The 21,139-nt window shown below is 38.0% G+C and carries 18 protein-coding genes; 13 read left to right on the top strand and 5 right to left on the bottom strand.

Annotated features, from left to right (window positions below; translation table 11 throughout):
- Window positions 1-14 precede the first annotated feature (14 nt).
- The 4 genes from LV716_RS16140 (at window position 15) to LV716_RS16125 (ending at window position 5,484) form a co-directional block, all read left to right on the top strand.
- Window positions 15-617, top strand: coding sequence for a short chain dehydrogenase (locus tag LV716_RS16140; RefSeq protein ID WP_163418807.1), 603 nt, complete (start codon window positions 15-17; stop codon window positions 615-617).
- A gap of 53 nt (window positions 618-670) precedes the next feature.
- Complete coding sequence (locus tag LV716_RS16135) at window positions 671-2,845, top strand: DNA mismatch repair protein MutS (protein ID WP_163418806.1); 2,175 nt, start codon at window positions 671-673, stop codon at window positions 2,843-2,845.
- Between the two features lie 494 nt (window positions 2,846-3,339).
- Window positions 3,340-3,750: an EthD family reductase gene (locus tag LV716_RS16130; protein WP_163418805.1), complete on the top strand. Its 411-nt coding sequence runs from the start codon at window positions 3,340-3,342 to the stop codon at window positions 3,748-3,750.
- Between the two features lie 222 nt (window positions 3,751-3,972).
- Entirely contained in the window at window positions 3,973-5,484 is a 1,512-nt protein-coding gene (locus tag LV716_RS16125; protein WP_163418804.1) for a WD40 repeat domain-containing protein, read from the top strand.
- 582 nt (window positions 5,485-6,066) lie between these two features.
- Here LV716_RS16125 and LV716_RS16120 read toward each other — a convergent pair.
- Window positions 6,067-6,357 carry a hypothetical protein gene (locus tag LV716_RS16120; protein WP_163418803.1) on the bottom strand — a complete coding sequence of 97 codons (291 nt, stop codon included), beginning with the start codon at window positions 6,355-6,357 and terminating at the stop codon, window positions 6,067-6,069.
- A 369-nt stretch (window positions 6,358-6,726) separates the two neighbouring features.
- On the opposite strand from LV716_RS16120, the gene LV716_RS16115 reads away from it, so the two are divergent.
- The 7 genes from LV716_RS16115 (at window position 6,727) to LV716_RS16085 (ending at window position 12,609) form a co-directional block, all read left to right on the top strand.
- On the top strand, window positions 6,727-7,287 hold the full coding sequence (locus tag LV716_RS16115) for a hypothetical protein (RefSeq protein WP_163418802.1): 561 nt from the start codon (window positions 6,727-6,729) through the stop codon (window positions 7,285-7,287).
- A gap of 208 nt (window positions 7,288-7,495) precedes the next feature.
- On the top strand, window positions 7,496-8,119 hold the full coding sequence (locus LV716_RS16110) for a hypothetical protein (protein WP_163418801.1): 624 nt from the start codon (window positions 7,496-7,498) through the stop codon (window positions 8,117-8,119).
- Window positions 8,120-8,345: 226 nt separating this feature from the next.
- Window positions 8,346-8,876 (top strand): STM3941 family protein, encoded by a 531-nt coding sequence (locus tag LV716_RS16105; RefSeq protein WP_163418800.1) that lies wholly within the window; start codon window positions 8,346-8,348, stop codon window positions 8,874-8,876.
- A gap of 350 nt (window positions 8,877-9,226) precedes the next feature.
- On the top strand, window positions 9,227-10,372 hold the full coding sequence (locus tag LV716_RS16100) for a hypothetical protein (RefSeq protein ID WP_163418799.1): 1,146 nt from the start codon (window positions 9,227-9,229) through the stop codon (window positions 10,370-10,372).
- A 273-nt stretch (window positions 10,373-10,645) separates the two neighbouring features.
- Window positions 10,646-11,083 (top strand): cupin domain-containing protein, encoded by a 438-nt coding sequence (locus tag LV716_RS16095; RefSeq protein WP_163418798.1) that lies wholly within the window; start codon window positions 10,646-10,648, stop codon window positions 11,081-11,083.
- 219 nt (window positions 11,084-11,302) lie between these two features.
- Window positions 11,303-11,923 (top strand): hypothetical protein, encoded by a 621-nt coding sequence (locus tag LV716_RS16090; RefSeq protein WP_163418797.1) that lies wholly within the window; start codon window positions 11,303-11,305, stop codon window positions 11,921-11,923.
- Between the two features lie 278 nt (window positions 11,924-12,201).
- Window positions 12,202-12,609, top strand: a complete 408-nt coding sequence (locus LV716_RS16085; protein ID WP_233759161.1) for a thiol-disulfide oxidoreductase DCC family protein — start codon at window positions 12,202-12,204, stop codon at window positions 12,607-12,609.
- Between the two features lie 14 nt (window positions 12,610-12,623).
- Here the strand turns inward: LV716_RS16085 and LV716_RS16080 are convergent, their stop codons facing one another.
- The gene (locus tag LV716_RS16080; RefSeq protein WP_163418796.1) at window positions 12,624-14,474 is read right to left on the bottom strand and encodes a type II CAAX endopeptidase family protein; all 1,851 of its coding nucleotides are present in this window, start codon (window positions 14,472-14,474) and stop codon (window positions 12,624-12,626) included.
- A 154-nt stretch (window positions 14,475-14,628) separates the two neighbouring features.
- Here LV716_RS16080 and LV716_RS16075 point away from each other — a divergent pair, with 154 nt between their 5' ends.
- The gene (locus LV716_RS16075; RefSeq protein ID WP_163418795.1) at window positions 14,629-16,650 is read left to right on the top strand and encodes a DUF4139 domain-containing protein; all 2,022 of its coding nucleotides are present in this window, start codon (window positions 14,629-14,631) and stop codon (window positions 16,648-16,650) included.
- A gap of 286 nt (window positions 16,651-16,936) precedes the next feature.
- Window positions 16,937-17,806: a hypothetical protein gene (locus LV716_RS16070; RefSeq protein ID WP_163418794.1), complete on the top strand. Its 870-nt coding sequence runs from the start codon at window positions 16,937-16,939 to the stop codon at window positions 17,804-17,806.
- Window positions 17,807-18,111: 305 nt separating this feature from the next.
- Here the strand turns inward: LV716_RS16070 and LV716_RS16065 are convergent, their stop codons facing one another.
- Genes LV716_RS16065 through gshB form a run of 3 tightly spaced genes read right to left on the bottom strand, consistent with a single transcriptional unit; the run spans window position 18,112 to window position 21,132 of the window.
- Window positions 18,112-19,284 carry a flavohemoglobin expression-modulating QEGLA motif protein gene (locus LV716_RS16065; protein WP_163418793.1) on the bottom strand — a complete coding sequence of 391 codons (1,173 nt, stop codon included), beginning with the start codon at window positions 19,282-19,284 and terminating at the stop codon, window positions 18,112-18,114.
- Entirely contained in the window at window positions 19,281-20,108 is an 828-nt protein-coding gene (locus LV716_RS16060) for an N-formylglutamate amidohydrolase (RefSeq protein WP_163418792.1), read from the bottom strand. Before LV716_RS16060 ends, LV716_RS16065 begins: the two co-directional genes overlap by 4 nt.
- Window positions 20,101-21,132: a glutathione synthase gene (gshB, locus tag LV716_RS16055; RefSeq protein WP_163418791.1), complete on the bottom strand. Its 1,032-nt coding sequence runs from the start codon at window positions 21,130-21,132 to the stop codon at window positions 20,101-20,103. The genes LV716_RS16060 and gshB overlap by 8 nt, the downstream gene beginning before the upstream one ends.
- Between the last annotated feature and the right edge of the window lie 7 nt (window positions 21,133-21,139).

The following is a 21,139-nucleotide window of genomic DNA, read 5'->3' as shown; positions in this document are numbered from 1 at the left end:
TAAAAGCCGTAGCCATGAAAATTGTAATTATAGGGGGAAAAGGAACTATTGGGAACAAAGTCACCGACCACTTTTCAAGAAACAATGAAGTATTGGTCGCGGGAAGAACATCGGGATCGGTAACCGTGGATATTGCAAACCCTGAATCCATCAAAAAGATGTTCGATGCCATAGGTATGGTAGATGCCATCATTTGTATTGCGGGCGAGGCCAAATGGGCACCCTTTAACGATTTGACCGAAGACGATTACTACATCGGCATAAAAAGTAAACTTATGGGCCAGGTCAACCTCATACGTATTGGACAACACTTTCTAAATTCTGGCGGGTCCATAACCTTATCCACTGGTGTGTTGGCAGACGACCCGGTGGTAAAAACAGCGAGTGCGGCAATGGTAAATGGCGGAATACACAGCTTTGCCCAGGCAGCAGCCTTGGAATTAGAACAAGGACATAGGCTCAATGTGGTCTCGTTGGAACTGGTCATTGATGCTTATGAAAAATACAAGGATTACTTTATGGGCCATACCCCAATTTCTATGGAAAAAGCGGTCAACGCCTATGTGAGAAGTGTACTTGGCAAAAAAAATGGAGAAATTATTAGGGTTTACACCTAAATTGATTCGCTAAAAACCCCATTCCGTTATCTTTGCCCTGCTAGAATAGGAAAATGCAGAAAATACATCTAAAAACGCTTCAAGATTTAGAATTTCCAACCGTATTGGAACAACTGTCCGCACGTTGCAACACGGAATTGGGAAAAGAACATGCCTTGGGAATACATCCTATAATTGAAAAAGAACTCCTTTTGGAAATTTTAGGACAGACCTCTGAGTATCTGGCCTCGTTTTCCAATGACAATCGGATTCCCAATCATGGTTTTGACAGTATAGATGGTGAACTCAGATTACTCAAAATAGAGAATACCACCTTGGAGATTTCTGGCTTTCGCAGAATTGGAGCTATCTGTAAGACTACGGCGATACATCAAAAGTTTTTTAAGAAGTTTAAGGAATACTACCCATTACTTTTTAAAAAGTCCGACCAGCTGGAAGTTAATACCGGTATTTCTGATGGTATTGACGAAATCATAGATAAGTTTGGGGAAATCAAAGATTCTGCTTCCCCAGAACTACGGCAAATCCGCATGAGAATGAACGAGGTTCGCGGGAAAATCAACCAAAGCTTTGGTGCTGCTTTGACCCGCTACCAATCCTCTGAATTTTTGGATGAGATTAGAGAATCCGTAGTGGAAAACAGACGTGTGCTCGCAGTAAAAGCGATGTACCGCCGAAAAGTGAAGGGAACGGTCATGGGCACTTCAAAAACGGGCAGTATCGTTTATATCGTACCCGAAACCACACTTACGTATACCAGGGAGCTTAGTAATCTTGAGTTTGAGGAAAAGGAAGAGGTCCAGCGCATTCTCAACCAGTTGACGGATTTTATTAGACCCTTTGATTACATCTTAAAGAACTATCAGGAGTATTTAATCCATGTCGATATTACCGCTGCTAAGGCCAAGTATGCATTTGACATGAACGCCATTCTGCCAGAAATCAATGACGATAAGACATTGTTCCTTCGGGATGCGCTCCATCCCTTGCTCTTTCTGAGCAATAAATTAAAGAAAGAAAAAACCTGGCCGCAGACCATTCAGTTGCATCCTGAGAACAGGATTATTGTCATTTCGGGACCCAATGCAGGTGGAAAGAGTATTACCCTAAAGACCATTGGACTACTTCAAGTAATGCTTCAATCTGGGCTTCTAATTCCTGTTCATGAAAGAAGTTCGGTCTGCTTGTTCGAAAAAATATTGACGGATATCGGCGACAATCAATCCATAGAAAACCATTTAAGCACCTACAGCTACCGTTTAAAGAATATGAATGCCTTTTTAAAACGGTGCAATGATAAAACCCTGTTCTTAATCGATGAGTTTGGTACGGGAAGTGACCCCGAACTTGGTGGTGCGCTGGCAGAAGCATTTTTAGAGGTATTCTATGAGCGTGAAGCCTATGGTGTCATCACCACGCACTACGCCAACCTAAAAGCACTGGCCAACGAGCTGCCGCATGCCACAAACGCCAATATGCTGTTCAATTCCAAAACTCTGGAACCAACTTTTCAATTGATCTTGGGCGAAGCGGGAAGTTCCTTTACATTTGAAGTGGCTCAGAAAAACGGCATCCCCTACTCGCTTATCAACAAGGCGAAGAAAAAGATTGAGCGTGGCAAGGTCCGGTTTGATGCGACCATTGCAAAATTGCAAAAAGAACGTTCCAAAATGGCACAGACAGGCTCGCGATTGCAGGACGAAGAGACCAAGGTACGGGAAGAAGCCGCCAAACTGGAAAAACTGAATACCAAGATAAAGAGCAAGCTGGAAAACTACCAAGAACTGTACGACCACAACCAGCGTATGATCCAATTGGGCGATAAGATAAATACAATTGCGGAAAAGTATTTCGTGGACAACAAAAAAAGGCCTTTGATTTCCGAGTTGTTACGGATTGTGGAAACCGAGAACAGCAAGCGCAAAAAAACTTCCGCCAAACAGGCCAAAGCAAAACAAAATCAAAAAAAGCAGGTAGCACAGGAACTGGAAAAAAAGATAGTGAAGGTGCGGGAAGAGAAGAAAATAGAGCAGAAAAAGGCCATCCAAAAAGAAAACAGCAAACCAAGACCTGTTTTTAAAGTGGGCGACCGCGTTCGTATGTTCGATGGAAAGGCCGTAGGCAGTATCGACGCCCTGGAAAAGAACAAGGCAATTGTCAACTACGGCATCTTCACCACCAATGTAAGCGTAGCTCAGCTGGAACTGGTGGAAGCGGCGAAGAAATAGCGTCTCTTGGATAGTTGGATAGTTGGATAGTTGGATAGTTGGATAGTTGGATAGTTGGATAGTTGGATAGTTGGATAGTTGGATAGTTGGATAGTTGGATAGTTGGATAGTTGGATAGTTGGATAGTTGGATAGTTGGATAGTTGGATAGTTGGATAGTTGGATAGTTGGATAGTTGGATAGTTAAATGTATCAATTTTTGATGATTGTCACGCTGAGCCTATTGAAAAGTATTCAGTTCTAAGCTTTCAGTCGTTGGTTATCAGTTTACTGTTCCGTAACATCGTACCCCTAACCTCGTACCTCATACTTATCTCCAACCTCCTGTCTTTACGATTGTCACACTGAGCTTGTCGAAGTGCTCCGGTGCAACACATATCCTTCGACAGGCTCAGGATGACATAAAAAAGTTTACATACATACCCGTCAATAACAACACTACCACTTTGCGTTATAAAAATTGTACCTTTCTTCAAATCTCTTAACACCAACAACATGAAAACTAAAAATATACTTTTGGCCCTTGGCCTTATTGTGCTCTTGTTAAGCTGTGAACAAGCGCCATCAAAAGCTGCGATTATATCGAAAAAAGGCATGGTCAAAGTAACTATCCTATATCCTAACAGCGAAGGAAAAACATTTGATATGGATTATTATGCCAACAAACACATGCCCATGTTGGCCAATCTATTGGGTGATACTTTACAATGCTACACGATTGACAAAGGGATATCGGGCAGGCTGGCCGATGACCCTATTCCCTATTTGGCCATTGGGTATTTATATTTTAACAAACTTTCCGACTATAGAAACGCTTTTCCTCCAAACGCGAAAAAAATTGTTGGGGATATTCCAAACTATACCAACATTCAACCTATAGTGCAGATTAGTGAGGTTATGGAATAATAGCCTCATTGTATATGTAGTAGTTCTTCGTAACCCTCTATTTGGTTAAGTGCCTTTAACGACAGCACATGTTACTTACAGATAGGATATATTTTAGTTAATAACTTTTTACCAATCAAAGTAAAATATCATTTTTTTAGAAGAAAAACTCAGCGAACTTAGGCATCATTGGATATGAACTCATTAAAACATATACATATCCTTCGGGTTATTCTAAAAAATATGAAAAATAAAATTATACTCCTTTTTATCCTTATAATGCTCGCTGCATGTGGAAAAGACAACGAATCGCAAGAAGAACTTGAACTTCAACCTCCAACAGTAAATATCACTTCACCTGAAAATGACATTACGTTCAATAGTGGTGATGAAATTGTTTTTCAAGGAAATTTAAATGATACAGAAGATGTTGGATCTGAACTGGAAATACGAATATCAAGTACTATTCAAGAAAATATAACCCCTGAGATTAGTATTAGCAACAACGCTTTTAGTTTAACAACAAGTAATTTGGTGGAAGGAGTCCATACAATTACCATTACAGTCATTGACTCAGACCAAATGCAGGATTCAGATAGCATCACTGTAAACATATTGCCTGTAAAAAATCCTGTTTTCAGCCAACTTGGCGATAAAATTCCTGTTAATGCTTGGCATGTTGAAACATCTTATGACGGAAATACAATAGCTATTCTAGAAGAAGTAAATGGTGCTGTAAATGTAAAGACATATCGTTTTGAAAATTCTGTTTGGACCACAGATGCAAACAATGATATCTATTATGTTGATATGGGCATAGACAATAGCTCATTGAGCATATCAAAAGATGGTAATTTTTTAGCCGTTGGTTCATCCAACAAATTCTTTAATAGTCCCAATCCTGATTTAATGAGCATAGGTGTAGTAAGAATATATAAGAGCAAAAATGACCAATGGGTACAAGTTGGTAATGACCTTATGACTGGAAATGAAATTGACGGTTTTGGCAATAGTAGTAGAGGTAACGGTATAGATTTATCTGCTGATGGCTCTATAATTGCCATTGGAGCTTTTGAACATTATGAAAGTGGCGAATTTGGAGATGATAATGGGCTTGTCAGAGTATTTAAAAACAATCAGGGGGCATGGGAACAAATGGGCAATGATATCATAGGAGATATCGAAACACATACTGGACAAGCTGTTTCTTTATCCGATGATGGATTTACTTTAGCTATTGGGGCGGCCAAATATAAAAATTTTACCGGGCAAATAGAGGTCTATCGCTTCCAAAACAATGATTGGGTACAAATAGGAAATGCAATTGCAGGTAACGCAATAGGTGACTTATTGGGTACAACCCTAAGTGTTTCGGCCAATGGCGATAGATTCGCTGTTAGTGCACCAAACCCAGGAAACTTTACCATGGGCTATGCAAAAGTGTTCGAGAATAGGAATAATGATTGGGTCCAGATAGGCGAGACAATTAACAGCGATGGTACTTATGATTATGCCCGTTTTGGATTAAGGTTATCATTTTCTTCTGATGGATCAATCTTGGCTTTAAGTTCAATAAATAGCACTAGAGTTTATAAAGTTTCAGAAAATACCATCGATCAGTTCGATATTGATATTGAAAGCATTACCGCACCAATGAACTTGTCCCCAGATGGTTCGCGCTTAATTGTTGAAAATGCATTTGAAGTATTCGTGTATGACATCAGTGAATTCACTATTTCTGACAAAAAACAATAAATCAAGAGCACTGGTTTTATGTCATCTTGAGCGTGTCGAAGTGTTTTTAAGTTCTAAGCTTTAAGTTATCAGCTATCGGTTTCCTGACCCCTAACCTCGAACCTCCAACTTCTTGTCTTAAAGTTTGTCACACTGAGCCCGTCGAAGTGCTTTCCAGTGCTACGTTGTCAGTTGTCAGTTGTCAGTTTTCAGTTTCCTGATTCCTGATTCCTGATTCCTGATTCCTGATTCCTGATTCTTAATATCGTACCTCCAACCTCGTACCTCTAACTTCTTGCCTTTACGATTGTCACACTGAGCCCGTCGAAGTGCTTTCCAGTGCTACGTTGTCAGTTTTCAGTTACCAGTTTTCAGTTTCCTGATTCCTGATTCCTGATTCCTGACTCTTAATATCGTACCTCTAACTTCGTGCTTCTAACCTTTTACCCCCAACCTCGTACCTCTAACTTCGTACTTCCAACTTCGTACCTCCAACCTCGCACTTCTAACCTCGCACTTCTAACCTCGTACCTCTAACTTCGTACTTCCAACTTCGTACCTCCAACCTCGCACTTCTAACCTCGCACTTCTAACCTCGTACCTCTAACTTCGTACCTCTAAAAGGGCCGCAATGTGTTCCCAAAGTTGTTTGGCACTGAAGAGCGCATTCTTTTCGTCCTCATCGATAACGTGGTCCGATTGGTACAGCGCCATATCGTGCAGCAGTTGCAAGGCGTTTACCAAATCTGGGGCGTTGCACTGATCGGTAAATTCCAGCAGTTGTAACTGTGCGGAGGTAAGCAGTTTTGGGATTTTGGGTACAGCTTGGGCATTCCTGGGTGCAATGACTGCTTTACAGTGCGGGCATTGTTTTTGACCATTTTGTGTTGACATAAGTAAATGGATTAAAAAATGAATTAAAAAGGAAGGTCACCGTCAACACATTCCAAGCAATGCTCAGATAGGTCTCGGGACTTGCACCCGTATGCCTTCCCAGTTTTTTCCGTTTAAACCGTTTTTGAAATTTTCGCATTGCGAGATTTATAAAATGTGTTGACAATACAAATGTACGTTTTCTTGAAATATAACAATGCAGTAAAAGAGAGCTACGTGTTGATAACTTCCTTACAACTACAACCAGAATATCATTGATTTTGAAAGAAAATTCCGTGAACTTCGTTATCGGTCAATATAATTCAATAAGACAGAATTATATCTTTTATGTTGGCACCAATTTGAAAATCACGAATACTAAGAAAATTAATGGATAAAAGTAAATTATTAGATGACCTAATTGCACAAGGCGAAAAACTGACTAATTCGATTTATTATGTTCCAGCTGGAAGTGGAGTAATTAGATTTCATTCTGTTTACAATACAAAGGAAAAAGAAGAATATCAAAATTGGCAATCTTCATCTCAACGTTTTATTAAAACCTATTTCCCAAGTGATTTAGAAGACTTTAAACGAAGTACTGAACAATTGAGTCCAGACAACCATCAAAAAATGATGGGAATTTTACGAGCAATTAAATTAATGCCGGAAGAACCTGTAAAGACAAACGGAAAAAGTTCTGGAAATACGAATATTACAATTAATAATACACAGCAAATAGTTTTAAATCTTTTTGCGGAAGCAGTAAAGGACGAAATAACAGGAAAAGAATATAAGGAGCTGAAAGAGATTCTAAAAAACTATGAACGTGAACCTGAAAAAACAACATCCAAAATAAAGGAAAGATTGAAAAAAATGAGTGGAGATGTTTTGACTAATATCATTACCAATATTTTGACCAATCCAAATATTTATGGTGGACTAGTATGAAAACAAATAAAAAACTGGTGCCAATAATGTATAAAATAATTGCACAATTATGGGCTTAACTACGGTCGTTACAAGTTTACTACCTCTGATTTTCCTGCGGAAAATCTTTGCATGCAAACCCGAAACTATTCTTATACAAAACAGATAACGACACCCTATATCCTAGTTCTAAAAATTAATCCAGTAACTTTAAGTTTTAATCTAAAGCATGAGCAAAACCAAAACCTTATTTTTCTTCTTTATGTTGGTGTTGCTCTCAGCCAATACCTTCGTAAGCGCCCAAAATGGTCAACAAAACGACTATCTGGTACTACAAACTGGTGACACCCTCTACGGTAAAGTAGGCTATATTAACGAAAAGGCAGTTAACAGAGATTTCCATAAAAAAATACGGCTCACGGATGCCCAGGGAAAAACAAAAAAATACAATTGGAAACAGGTTTCGGGCTTTAGGTGGGATGGTTTTGATTATGAAAGCTTTTGGTTGAGCAAAAACTCGCCATCAGGACTAACCTTAACAGAACCAAGGCACGACATAGATTACAGTGACGGCACACAATTCTTTTTAAAGGTCATTAGCAAAGGGAATGTAAGCCACTATGAACTGGAATGGTTCAATCAAGGAAACAGCACCCTATGGTCCAAGGCCCTGCTCAAAAAAAAGAAAGATCCATTTCTTATACGCGCAGACCTGGGACTGCTGGGGCTAAAACGAAAAGTGCTGCACAAGTACTTTAGCGACTGCCCAGAACTCCAAGAAAAATTGGAACAAAAAGAATTCAGAAAAGTGAGTGAGGTCGTTGCATTTTATAATGGCAATTGTGTTGAATGAGGATAACCTTAATAGGTTTCAGGTTTCAAGTTCTAAGTTTTAAAGGTGGCTCCTTAGGAAATTTGTGCCAATTCGTGTCCAACCCCATCGTAACGAAAAGCGCAGTTAAGCCCTTTAGACATTAAGATTTATAAAACCGAATTCCAAAAAAACGATTTTCCAAAAATTTGTGCCAATTTCGTGTAATTTGTGTAAAACATACGTTAAACCGTTTCCAACCATTTTTATGACGGAAATCAAACTCTATAAATCCAAACGAAAAGCGGTTATCCTGATACTTTTGTGCACGCCCTTTGTGGCGATGGGTATTTGGATGCTCGTGGACGGCAACCTATTTGGATGGGCGCTTATCGCATTCTTTGGACTCGCCTATCCCGTTGGTATTTTCAATCTGTTCGACAAAAGACCACAGATTATCCTAAATGAAATCGGCATATTTGACCGTAGTATCAGTCAAGATTTCATCAATTGGGAATTGATACAAAATGCCTATCCATTTGCCGTAGGTAGAGAGCGGTTTGTATGTTTGGTGGTCGATGAACAATTTAAGCCCTCAAAAAAGAAAGGTCGATTTTATAAGGACGTGGCAAAACTGAATGAAGCCATAGGCGCACAAGAACTGAACATTAATTTGGGACAGGTTCAAAAAATCAATGATATTCAACTGACCCTATTTATTCTTCAAATGTCAAAAGCGACCAAAACCGATAAGGCTAAACTATTGAAAAGTCTTCCCAGCAAAGTATATCGGCCTTAAGCGGGTTTTCACGTAGAAAATCTTTCAATCGATTGCCTTTAGTTGAGCAAGTACAATTTTTATACAAATTGTGAGCAGGTTTATCCAAAAACAGGAATATGGGCAAAAAACCAAAGATAACTTCGACCCAAAATCTATAGAAAAGTCAATTGTTTTGCCAGCAATACTTGTTAGCTTTTCATAGCTAGATTTTAGAAAAGCACAAATTAACGGTGGTTTAAGGTATTACAACAAAGAAGTATTAATTAACTGACATTCCTCATTGTATATGATTACTTTTTTATATAATTTACCAAACACAAACATAACAGAAGTCCTGCGCAATTTACACCAAACAAATGACCAACTGAATGAAAAGATTATATCTATTTTTAATTCTAACCACGCCCCTGCTCTTAACAAATTCCTGTAGCAGTGATACCGAAGAAGAAATACCATTAAACGATAAAAATACCATTGAATCCTTCAGTGTACTATTAGGTACTGTAGCTTACAAAGCACAAATAAACCAACAAAACAGTACCATTAGTTTAGCACTGCCCTTTGGAACCGATCTAACACAAATTAGCCCAGATATTACAACGGCTGAAAATTCTTCCATCCTACCCGTTTCCGGTACCGTACAGAATTTTCAATCTCCCCGAACATATGTGGTAACTGCTGAAAACGGTGATGTAAAAGAATATATCATTACGATAATCGCACCCAACGACGAGCGAAAGATTCTTACTTTCTTTCTTGAAACCGATGATGCTGAAATTATTACGGGCTTTATAGACGAAGAATCCAATTCAATACTTCTTGAGGTACCCAATTCGCTTGACCTATCTGCGTTAAAAATGAATTTTACCGTCTCTGAAAATGCAGTTTCCGAGCCATTGACCGGTAGTATCGTTGACTTGAGCAATCCTTTTATCTGCAACATAACTGCCGAGAATGGTACTCCTGCCAAGTATAAGGTAGCTGCATATACCACAAATCAATTGTTTAATCCAGACGGGGAAAACAATGGTGACGGATGGAACTTTGTTGGTGATACAGGCATAGAGTCAACTTCAGATTTTGGAAATATATTCTTTATAACCGCAGATGAAGGTGATTTCTCTCCAAATATTAATCAAACGATAACGTTTCCCAGAGATTACAGTAGAAAGTACGTTTTATTCATTGGTAATCTAACAACTGAAAAAGCAGTTGCAGGATCCATTACCAGACATCCGTATTTGTGGGCATATCAAACAGGGGAATTTTCACAAGACGATTGGATATATATGCAAGGTATGACTCACAGAGAAGATGAAAATGTATGGGAGGTTGTTTCAGGAACCCATCAACTTCTTCCAAATGTTACGGGCACTCATTTTAGAATTGCACAAGCGAGGCAAAAGGGTGATCCATTTGATGGGACTAGAAGTAAGTATAGAGATTTAGAAGTACGACTTTTTGAATCACCTGAAGATGCCAGTATTTATGTAAACAAGCTATATCAAAAATAAACAACCGGCATAAGTAAACAGGGAAGTTATATACTAAAACAAAGAGGACAATATACTAGAAGTTGAATTTCCTATACAACTATCCGTATCGCTTTTTAATACTTTATTACACATAAAGCAATTGACTTTATCAAGTAGCTTTTCCCAACGAAACTGATGAAAACTAAAAACCCATAAAGATTATATATCCAGTCAGTATTTGCTAAATTCAAAGTTTAAAGAGTACGGTCTCTATTTTATATCCCTTAAGTTTTACCATAGAAAAGAAAGAACATGGGCAAAAAACCAAAGATAGCTTCGACCCAAAACCTGGAAAAGGACTTTTTGGGCGGGTTGCGAAATGTCATCTTAACATCGGATGAAACGGATGGCGACATCTATCTTGTTCAGGGCATCATGCCCAAGGGAAGTGCCGTTCCGGTACACATACATGAGCTGGAAGATGAAATATTCCACGTATTGGAAGGGAGCGTTGAATTGGTTTTGGGAGAAGAAACAATAGAAGGAAAAAAGGGCGATATTATCTATTTGCCACGCGGCATTAAGCACGGAATAAAAACACTTGGAGATGAAACCGCCAAGGTGCTCAATTACGTTATCCCCGGAAAAAACTTTGAAGCGTTCTTCGATAAGATGAATCATATAGGCCTGGATGCATCCAAAGAAGAAAAAGCAAAGATAGCTGTCGAATACGGGATAAGATTTTTATAAGTAGGGCAAAATCGACCGTTTTTGCAACTATACGGGTAGCTTTTCATAGTTAGTTTCCAATCGAAATAGCTGTAGTTTGAGAGATAATAATAAGAAGTATTAATTAACTGACTTTTCTCATTAAATACGATTCGTTTTTTGAATAGGTTTACCTGTGATATTTGTGTACAAGCACATAGATATCCATTTGACCAAATTAATAACCGACAAATCAAACAAATGAGAACTATTAAAATCATCCTTTTTTCTATTGTAGTTTCAACGCTGACCAACTGTGCATCAGGCTATAAAATGATCGAGCCAAAATCCATTAATTATATTTCAAGCAATGAAACCGACAATGTAAAACTTGAATATAAATATGATTTACTTGAAAAAAAGTACGCTAAAAAAGAATTAAAAAAGGGTGTTAAACTTGTAGCCGTTAAAATAACCAACAATTCCGAAAGAGATTTAGTATTTGGGAGAGATGTAGTGCTAGCTTACGAAAATGGTTCTGAAGTTTATATAATGGAGAACGAAAAAGTATTTACAACAATTAAACAAAGTCCAGCATCCTATTTATTCTATTTACTTTTAACCCCCGTAAATCTTTATACAACAGAAACCAATTCAAATGGTTTTGAAGAAACCACTAGCTCTACTCCAATAGGTTTGATATTAGGTCCAGCATTGGCTGGAGGCAATATGATAGCCGCTGGGTCTGCCAATACAAAATTTAAAACTGAAATGCTCGATTACAATATCAATGGAACCGTTATTCCAAAAAATGAGACAAAATATGGGTTAATCGGAATTAAATCAAACTCTTTTGATTCATTGAAATTGAAAATAGAGTAAAAATATGTTCAACCACATTTGCCATTAATTTAAACTTTCTAGATTCTCGATAAGCAATTATTAAGAAAAGGAAACAGAGTTAGCATGACACTAACGTATAATTTGGAGTGCATATTCATGTTGCCATTTAAAGCAAAGATTCTCATATTTGAAATATTAAGTTCCGGAGGAGGCCAGAATATATACCTTTAATAGATAAAATCAGCTTTCAAAAGATTTGGCAAACCTACATTCCACCCCCACTAGGCTTTCATTCCCAAGCTTCGTATCTTTGCATTGTGGAAAAGGAAAAGAAAATAATCTTGTTTGATGGTGTCTGCAATCTCTGCAATGGCGTGATTCAATTTATTATAAAACGGGACAAAAAGGACCTATTTAGATATGCTGCCCTTCAGAGCGAAACGGGCATACGTTTGACCCGGGAACGGGGCATCAATACCTCAAAAATAGATTCCTTTATTCTTATTGAACCGGGCGTCGCCTACTTCACAAAATCCGATGCAGCACTGCGTATTGGGCAGGACTTTGGAGGTTTATGGAAGGTTTTAGCCATTTTCACTTGGATTCCTACATCCTTTAGAAATGTTGTCTATGACTTTATAGCCAGAAACCGCTACAGGTGGTTTGGCCGTAAAGATGCCTGTATGATTCCCACTCCGGAATTGCAAGCTAAGTTTTTGGGATAAGTCATATTGATATTTTACAGGAAAAAATAAATTAAGACCAATACAAAGAAATTATTGAGAGCATGAAGTATTATTCCCGTTCGAAGTCCATCTGTATTTTTAGCATAATATCCTGTAATTAAGCCAAAAAGAACATAATAAATAAAAAGTGTTAAGTTGAAGTGTACTAATGCAAATAAAACAGATTGAAATACATTAGCCGCAATAAATCCTAGATGTTTTTCTACTGACCCTAATATTACACCTCTAAATATTATCTCTTCGTAGATTGGGCCTATTATAGCCACAGAAAGTACTCCAATAACAAAACCGTAAGTTTTTAGAACGGCAGCTATTTCAGCTGTTGCGCTAAACATTAATTGTGATAATTCAAAATCCTCAAATCCTACAAAGAATCTCAATATTTTTAACACAATAAGGTTAAAAATTACAAAACCTACGCCGAGACGAATCGATTTCCAAACTGACAGTTTGGAACTATACAAACATGAAAGAACATTTTTTTTCAGAACCGCAACTGTACCAATTGCCATAAATAAGATGAAGAATATCATACTGTTTGCCAATTGTATCGTATCCTCCTCTGATTCCTCATAAATACTATTAACTCCAAAGAGTGCAGCTATACTCTCCTCATAGTAGAAAATCAATGAGAGTAAGTATTGGACAACTAAATAAACAAAGCTAATTATCCAAAAATGCTTTAGTCCCCATTTGAAATTCAATTTCGGTTTTATGATACTTAATGAAGTTCTTGATTTAAGAAATAGCCCAAGATTAAAAACTGGCAATATCCATAGGTATGGTATAATTCCTATCAAGATTATTGAGAGTATTAGAAAGAACAAGTTTAGTAGTTCTGACAAATTCCAAAGTAAAAATGGATTCTTCAAAAAAAGACGAATTCTTTTGATTGCAAAAAAGTCATCCATAGCATCGTTTTTTTGTAGGCTTCTATAACTGGTCAATGCAGTTCTGGACTTTGAATATTTCAAGTCATGATTGAAGAGCATTTGTAAACTGGACGTTCTACTCCATTCATTTACTGTATCTTTCACCAAAAAGCTTCTTGCGGCCTCATAGTTGTTTAGATTGGTCATTGCCTTTGCCATTTCCGAATTGTTAACAAGGGTAGAATCCCTTTCTTGAACTTCATCAAACAATTCCAAGGCTATATCAGTTTCGCCTAAATCCAAAAGTATTTGTGCTTTATTGTTTAAATTCCAAAGTATAGTATCCTTCCTCAAGTTATCCAACAATACCTCTCGTGCCAATATCTCATTTTTTTGTTCAAGATATACTTGAGCAATATTCAATGATAAATCTGAATCCTTATTTTGCTTTTGAGCTAATTCATAATATTTAAGAGCCAATCTATTGTTATCTTCACCCCAATGGTACTCCCCCAACATTTTATTAATTGAAGCTTTTTGGATATCCAGCCAATTACCTAGGTTTTTATTAATTTCTTCTTGAGCCTTATCAAGAATCTCTAACCTTTCAATTCCGTATAAGCTTTCCGCTCTATATATCAGAACTTCAGGGTGAGAAGGGTTTTTTTCAAATAGCTCTTTAATACATGCTTCCGTTTCTTCATATTTTAAATTATAGCCTTCATACTCATCGTAATAAGAATTGCCAATGAATTTACAGCGTTCTAGTTCAGCTATTATATTGGAAGGATTTCTTTCTATGTATATCTCATAAAGCTCAATAATTTGTTGAAAATCAGAATCTTTAGAGTTACTTAACTGTGAAACGTAATAATGATGGCTCCCTAAATCTCCAAAACCAGGCGCTATTTGTGAAATTAAAGATTGGGAAACAAAAAAAAGAAAGAAGTAAACTCTATAAAAATTCATCATCCAAATTTGTAGTTGATTATTAGATATGATTAAAATAATGTATAATACTAACTCAAAGCGTATTTTGACTCGTTAGTTATGAACTTTCACTCATCGTTGGTTTTAGTTTTCATCTGAACCGAATAGGTTTACCCCAACTTTAAACCCAACAGTCATGAAAAAGCTCATCCTTCTTGTTTTGTTTATCCCACTAATAGCAGTGGGCAATGACCTAAAAGTCCCTTCAAAAATTAAGAAAGTAACCGTGTATCTGAGTGGAGCGCAGGTCTATCGTAAAGCCGAGTGCAAATTGCATGAGGGCACCAATGAAATCGTATTTACTGGTCTATCTTCAAAAATTCAGGAAAGTAGCATCCAAATATCGGGGCTGCAAGCAGTTTCCATCCTTTCCATGTCGTACGACTTAAACTATTTGGAGAAAACCGAGACTAACCCACAAGTAGTCAAATGGGAAGATGAGATACTACAGATTCAGCATAAAATTACCCTACTAAAGAATTTGATTCTTGGGTTGGAAGAAGAAGAAAAGGTTATTACTACCAATAGAATGATAAGTGCAAATAACCAAACGCTGGATTTAGAAAAAGTAAAGGAAATTAGTGCCTATTATCGTGAACGTATCACTTCCATTAAAAATGAAATCTTCGAGACCAATCTTAAAATCAATGGACTCAATTTAAACGTAAGCAAATTACGTAAGCAACTGGCCGAGGTCAATAATGCCCCGCAAGAAGAACAGGGCGAATTGACCATTAAATTCGATGCGCCCGTAGCCACTGATCTGGACCTATCCATTTCGTATTTGGTCAATGATGCCGGTTGGATTCCCAATTATGACATCAAATCCAAAAAATTGAACGCTCCCGTAGATTTTACCTACAAGGCGCATGTATACCAGAAAACCGGGAAAGACTGGGACAATGTGAACATCACGCTATCCACTGGCAACCCCAATGTTAATGTGAGCAAACCACATCTAGGTACTAAATACCTCAACTTTGTAAATAGATATGCCAAACTAAATCGACAAAAAGTTAAGAAGAAAGGGTATATATATAACCCAACCGTTCGTGAAGTGGCGGGAACTATTGTTGACCAAGCAGGCAATCCGTTGCCAGGAGCTAATATCATGGTCAAAGGATCCAATAAGGGCACGCAGACAGATTTTGACGGTAATTTTTCGTTGGATGTTGCCTCCGGCAGGGAACTACAGATTTCTTATATTGGTTTTATTGCTCAAGAATTGCCTATCTATTCTTCGGTTATCAATGTACAGATGGAGGAAGATTTCGCTGCTTTAGAGGAAGTTGTGGTAACAGGATATGGGAGTGTTGCTGTTAGTGATTCAAGCATTAGAGTTAGAGGAAATACCAGTACAGCAGAACCTAAATCTCCCCTCTATGTTGTAGATGGTGTTCCACAAGCTGGCTTTATTGAAGGCGACTTAGATGAAAACGAAATCCAAAGTATGGAAGTACTAAAAGGAACTGAAGCTGCAGCACTTTATGGGAGTAGGGGAACTAACGGCATAGTTGTTATAACCACTAAAAAAAGCTCCATACAAGATAATCTTACAAACACAAAGTTTGTTATCAAAAAAGCCTATTCCATAGTTTCTGATGGAGATATTACAGCGATTGAGATTGGTGCATTTCAATTACCTGCGGAGTATGAATATTTTACTGCACCCTTAATCAACGAGAATGTTTTTCTAACCGCTAAATTAAAGGATTGGGAAAAGCACCAATTATTACCAGGTGAAGCAAATGTTTATTTTGAAGGTGGATATGCTGGCAAAACAAATATTGACCCATACACAGTAAAGAAAGAGATGATACTCTCCATGGGAATTGATCCCAATATTACAGTAACCAGAAATCAGCAACGAGACTTTAAGAGCAAATCTTTCACAGGAAGCAACCGTATCTTGAATCGTGCCTATGATCTAGAAGTAAAGAATAATAAAAACTTGGCCATCAACCTAAAATTGATGGATAGGATTCCAATATCCCAAAACAAAGAAATCAAAGTAGATGATGTAAACCCTCAAGCAGCAACCCACGACAAGAAAACAGGTTTGTTGACATGGAATTTGGAACTGGATAGCAAAGAGAGCAAAAAGGAGAGCTTCTCCTTTCAAGTAAAATATCCCAGAGGGAAGTATATCTCTCTTTAGTAAAGCTCACAAAGAATACGCTTGGAGAGCAGAATATCGCCTTCCAAGCAAATTTTTTCTTAAAAAAATTAAAGAAATAATCAATTTTTTGTTTTTTAACTATTGTACAACCAGCACTGGCACTGATTTTGTGGAGGTATTGATGAGCATTTCGTTGATATAATGTGATTTTCTAACGCTTCTAAATCTTCGGGTAACTATAAGGAACCCTTAGAAGATGAAAACCACTTTTTTCATTGAAGATAGATGAGTCTACAGACCTTTACCTCTAACAAAAAAATAAAAAATGAAAAAGTTATTATTACTGTTTTTCCTGTCAATTTCCCTTGTGGCATTTACACAACAAGGTGGTGTAAACGATATTTTATTCACCAAGTCGGGTGAAATTATACAAGGTAAGGTAACCAAGGTTACCGCTTCCAGCATTAGTTTTAGTTATCCCGGAGAATCGCTTGTAAATGAAATTAGCGCCGACCAACTTCAAAAGATTGTGTTTTCGAGTGGAAGAACGCAAAACTTTGGCAATGGTGCCGCCAATGCCGCTTCAACAGCAGCAACAGTTCCAGAAAATCCCCCAAACCAAATTGAAAACGTGAGAACACTTCCAAAGGAAGAAATCTACCTTGGGCCAAATTACGATGACAATAAGTTGTCCGTGATCCCCCTAAGTTATTATAAAAACGAAACTTACAACAAAGAAACATCGAGCAAAATTACCAAGTTTGCCACCGACTATCTTACCCGTAAGAATCAATCATCGCCCATAAACGTACAAGATATGTCAACCACCATAAAAATGTTGGTGGATGGTGGTGTAGGATTCCAACAGTTAAGCGAAACGACCGTGGATAAACTACAAAGTGTACTTAGGTCCGAATACTTGGTCATGATAGAAGTAAACGAGATTACGGATAAACCCAAAACAGCAAAAAAACCTGGTTTCTTTGATAGTCAAGATGCTGTGGTCGATACGGAATCCACGGTAAAATATGATATTGAACTCATTGTTTACGGTGGAATGGCGAGCGAGAAATATGCAATAAAATTTTCTGATGAACGCACGTCCAAAAAAAGTTCAGTTACCGGCAACCAAGAAGGCTGGAAAACTGCCATGCAATATATCTTGGACCAAGTATTGACTTCTGGTAGTCTGTAACGTTATTATAGAATAGCAGCTTATCTAGAAAGTATAATTTGTTAGGGTTGTCAAGTTGAGCCCTTCGAAACCGATTAAAGATTATCGATAATCAAAAAAATCGATGGGCTCAATTTGATATTTCAGTTTACTTTTTAGAAAGCTACTGTTCTTTTCTGAGCTGCACATTAAACGCAATTCCTTCATTTCATTCAAACCCTTTGGTCACACCGATCTTGTCGAAGTGCTTTTTCCTTCGACGGGCTCAGGATGACATAAAAACAACAAACTACGAGTAATTCAAAAATGAGCAATGAAGCTGGTTTTTACTTTAAATTGTTCAAAATAAAATCCAAAGTGGTATTGGTGTTCAGTTTTTGGGCAAAAGAATGGCTCTTGTATGTAATTGGTTGTGCAAGTCCCAGATTCTTCAGGTAACGAATTACATCTTCGTTCTCCAACGCTACTTTACCCGTGAACAAAACATCCAAACTTTCCTCTTTCTGATATTTCCTGTAAATTTTACTAAGGCCGCTCAAGTACAATCGGTCTTTAGTGAACCCTCCCCCTCTGTGAGCGCGTAATGTTATCGCAAAAGCTTCGTGCCTGTTCAGCTTGTACTGTCCGTGAATTAAATCAAATGTATCAGCAAACGAATACCCCTTGATAAGACTGTCAGCGGCCAGTACGCGATATGCCAATTCCTTTAATCGTTTTAGTGTAAGCGCTCCGCCCATATATTCGCTGAATACGGCCAAACCTTCCTGAGTCTCCACATTTTTGGCCAATCCGTTAGAGAATATTTTCAAGGGCTGCAGCAATCCATTGTATGTGGTTACCAAATGCACACCAATTTCATGGTTGGCCAAAGTCAATAGTTGGTTCTTACTGAACTTGGCATTCTTTTTTATGACTAAGGTCTGGGAACTATTGCTCACCATGGCATCTGCTGCAATGTGCGTGGAAAAGCGAACCTGAAGCGGAAAATCATATTGTTTGCTGAAATTCAGAAAATAAGATTTAGCTTCTTCCGGAGAGAAAACTTTTTCCATATCCGAAGAAACAGGTTCATCGGCAAAATGAAGAATGAACCTTGCATTTTGAACATCGCGCTCTCGTGGTGTACCATAAACCCGTAGTGAATTGTAATAGAAGTTTTTGCCCTTTCCAATAGTCTCGATACACTGAATCATATTGGCGTAGTGATAGATGACATCTTGATACAACTGCCGCAACCTATCATCTGCTATACGCTCCAACCGTTGCGAAAAGAACAGTCGATGCAACTTATAGGGATTGAACTTAAGCTTGGGGTATTTAAAATTAGGTTCCGAAGTAAATTTTGAAGCAAAAAATCGTTGTTTTTCCTTTTCAATATTTAAGGGGTTGATGTAGTTGAGAAGCTCGATACGACGAACCAAACGGTCAAGATTTGCATCAATTTCAAAGAGATGGTCGTATTCCTTTTCCAAATTTCCAACTTCATGTTCACGTATCATAATCCAGCTTCTTCAAATTCCTGTACCACCTCCGGTATCAATTCTTTTAAATGTTCTTCTACCGATTGCACTACTTCGGGATAAATGACCCCAGTCAGTTCATCGCAATATATTTTTGATATTTCTGTGGCCAAAACCAGAGTATCTTTAAAGTTTTGGGTGATATACTTTAGAAAATACCCGTTTCCTTGAAAAGTATCATTGACTTTAGAGGTTGACTTAATACCGTTGGGCAATTCCATACCCCCAAGCTTTGCACGCCACTTTTCAATCAAAGTACCATAACGTTCTGTGTCAATGTTCGAAGTCCCCAAATTCCATACAGGTACTTCTCTATCCCAACGTTTCCAGTTATAGCTGTGCATATCAAAAACGATTACTTTTTTAAAATCGGTCTCCAATTTGGAAATAAGTTCGTGGACGACCCTGTAAAAATTCGTGTGCTTTTGTAAACTGGCTTTCTTTTCCTTTTCCAAAAGTGGTTTTTTCCATAAACGCTTGCCCCAGGCATCTTCATAAATCGCACGTTCGGGCTCCCTGTTCAAATCATATTCAAAACGACTATCGCAACCGGCAATTACAATGGGAAAGCTATTTACCATTTGTTTTGTGCATGGGTCTTCCTCATACCACCTTTCATATTCGGTATGCATGCAATTTTCCCAAAGTGATTTTCTAAATTGATGTCCATCATGCACCGCACCACAGACAAAAGGTGCATAACTTTCAATTTTTATGGTGAAGGAATAATCATCTGCGACCGCTTCGAAGCATTTTCGTTCCTCTATGGAAATAATGATATCTTCAACGGAAAGTTTACGCATTTTCAACCTCGCTACGCAGTCTAGACCTTCTATCAAATGCCTTCAATTTATCGAGTACCTTGCTCTCGACAAAATCGATGACCTTGCATTGAATCTTTGTTTTATAGACCTTGTTCATATAGGTGATTCCTCCCGGTGACATCACGTTTACCTCGACCAGTTTGCCTCCAATCACATCGATACCCACAAAATATAAACCGTCGTTGACCAATTTGGGTCCAATTTGTTTGCACAACGCTTTTTCTTGTTTGGTCAACGAATGTTTGGAAACCGAGCCCCCAGCACTTACATTGGAACGATGGTCATCTGATCCAGGAATTCTGCGCATGGCGCCAATAGGTTCACCATTCAGTAGAAGCACCCTAACATCACCTTGGTCAGCACCTTCTATATATTCTTGGAGTATAACGTAATTGGAAGTACCGTCTGAATTGGTCACGTAAAAATCCAACAAGGATTTAATATTGCTCATTGCAGATTTTTCAATAAGAATGACCCCAGAACCACCAAAGCCGTTCAAGGGCTTTAAAATCATCTTTTCTGCAGGAGATTCATTGATTTGCCGCACCAAATAGTTCTTGTTCTTTGACACGTGGGTTACGGGAATAATGTTGCTATGACTATCGCCAAAAGCAGCGGTATATAGTTTGTTGTTTGCTTCTCTAAGCCCTTGAATGGAATTTACGATAAAAACATCATCTTTCACCGAATCCAAAAAATTGAGCATCAATGGGTCCAATGGTGGATTGGCCCGCATAAAAATCACATCAAAACCTGCCAATGGAAGCATTTCTTCACGCAACGATGCTTGCTTATAAAATGTTTTTTGACTACTTGAAATCTTTTCCATTTTATTGATGACCGTACAAAAAGCACTGGTGACACTATTCCTGATGGTCAGGTTTGCAGGAGTGCAGATAGCCACTCCGTGTTTGCGTTTTACACACTCATGAATAAGTGCAAGGCTTGTATCGTTTTCTGGTTGGATTTCCTCCCACGGGTACATTAAAAAGCAGATATTCATGACGATA

It is taken from the genome of Flagellimonas sp. HMM57 (genome assembly GCF_021390175.1).
Classification (GTDB): domain Bacteria; phylum Bacteroidota; class Bacteroidia; order Flavobacteriales; family Flavobacteriaceae; genus Flagellimonas.
The sequence above is the reverse complement of the archived record's forward strand: the minus strand, read 5'-3'. Positions and strand labels throughout refer to the sequence as shown.

What these genes read in the sequence shown, in the direction of transcription:
- LV716_RS16140 (WP_163418807.1), top strand. Translation starts at nt 15, where the DNA reads ATGAAAATTGTAATTATAGGGGGAAAAGGAACTATTGGGAACAAAGTC.
- LV716_RS16135 (WP_163418806.1), top strand. Translation starts at nt 671, where the DNA reads ATGCAGAAAATACATCTAAAAACGCTTCAAGATTTAGAATTTCCAACC.
- LV716_RS16130 (WP_163418805.1), top strand. Translation starts at nt 3,340, where the DNA reads ATGAAAACTAAAAATATACTTTTGGCCCTTGGCCTTATTGTGCTCTTG.
- LV716_RS16125 (WP_163418804.1), top strand. Translation starts at nt 3,973, where the DNA reads ATGAAAAATAAAATTATACTCCTTTTTATCCTTATAATGCTCGCTGCA.
- LV716_RS16120 (WP_163418803.1), bottom strand. Translation starts at nt 6,357, where the DNA reads ATGTCAACACAAAATGGTCAAAAACAATGCCCGCACTGTAAAGCAGTC.
- LV716_RS16115 (WP_163418802.1), top strand. Translation starts at nt 6,727, where the DNA reads ATGGATAAAAGTAAATTATTAGATGACCTAATTGCACAAGGCGAAAAA.
- LV716_RS16110 (WP_163418801.1), top strand. Translation starts at nt 7,496, where the DNA reads ATGAGCAAAACCAAAACCTTATTTTTCTTCTTTATGTTGGTGTTGCTC.
- LV716_RS16105 (WP_163418800.1), top strand. Translation starts at nt 8,346, where the DNA reads ATGACGGAAATCAAACTCTATAAATCCAAACGAAAAGCGGTTATCCTG.
- LV716_RS16100 (WP_163418799.1), top strand. Translation starts at nt 9,227, where the DNA reads ATGAAAAGATTATATCTATTTTTAATTCTAACCACGCCCCTGCTCTTA.
- LV716_RS16095 (WP_163418798.1), top strand. Translation starts at nt 10,646, where the DNA reads ATGGGCAAAAAACCAAAGATAGCTTCGACCCAAAACCTGGAAAAGGAC.
- LV716_RS16090 (WP_163418797.1), top strand. Translation starts at nt 11,303, where the DNA reads ATGAGAACTATTAAAATCATCCTTTTTTCTATTGTAGTTTCAACGCTG.
- LV716_RS16080 (WP_163418796.1), bottom strand. Translation starts at nt 14,474, where the DNA reads ATGATGAATTTTTATAGAGTTTACTTCTTTCTTTTTTTTGTTTCCCAA.
- LV716_RS16075 (WP_163418795.1), top strand. Translation starts at nt 14,629, where the DNA reads ATGAAAAAGCTCATCCTTCTTGTTTTGTTTATCCCACTAATAGCAGTG.
- LV716_RS16070 (WP_163418794.1), top strand. Translation starts at nt 16,937, where the DNA reads ATGAAAAAGTTATTATTACTGTTTTTCCTGTCAATTTCCCTTGTGGCA.
- LV716_RS16065 (WP_163418793.1), bottom strand. Translation starts at nt 19,284, where the DNA reads ATGATACGTGAACATGAAGTTGGAAATTTGGAAAAGGAATACGACCAT.
- LV716_RS16060 (WP_163418792.1), bottom strand. Translation starts at nt 20,108, where the DNA reads ATGCGTAAACTTTCCGTTGAAGATATCATTATTTCCATAGAGGAACGA.
- gshB (WP_163418791.1), bottom strand. Translation starts at nt 21,132, where the DNA reads ATGAATATCTGCTTTTTAATGTACCCGTGGGAGGAAATCCAACCAGAA.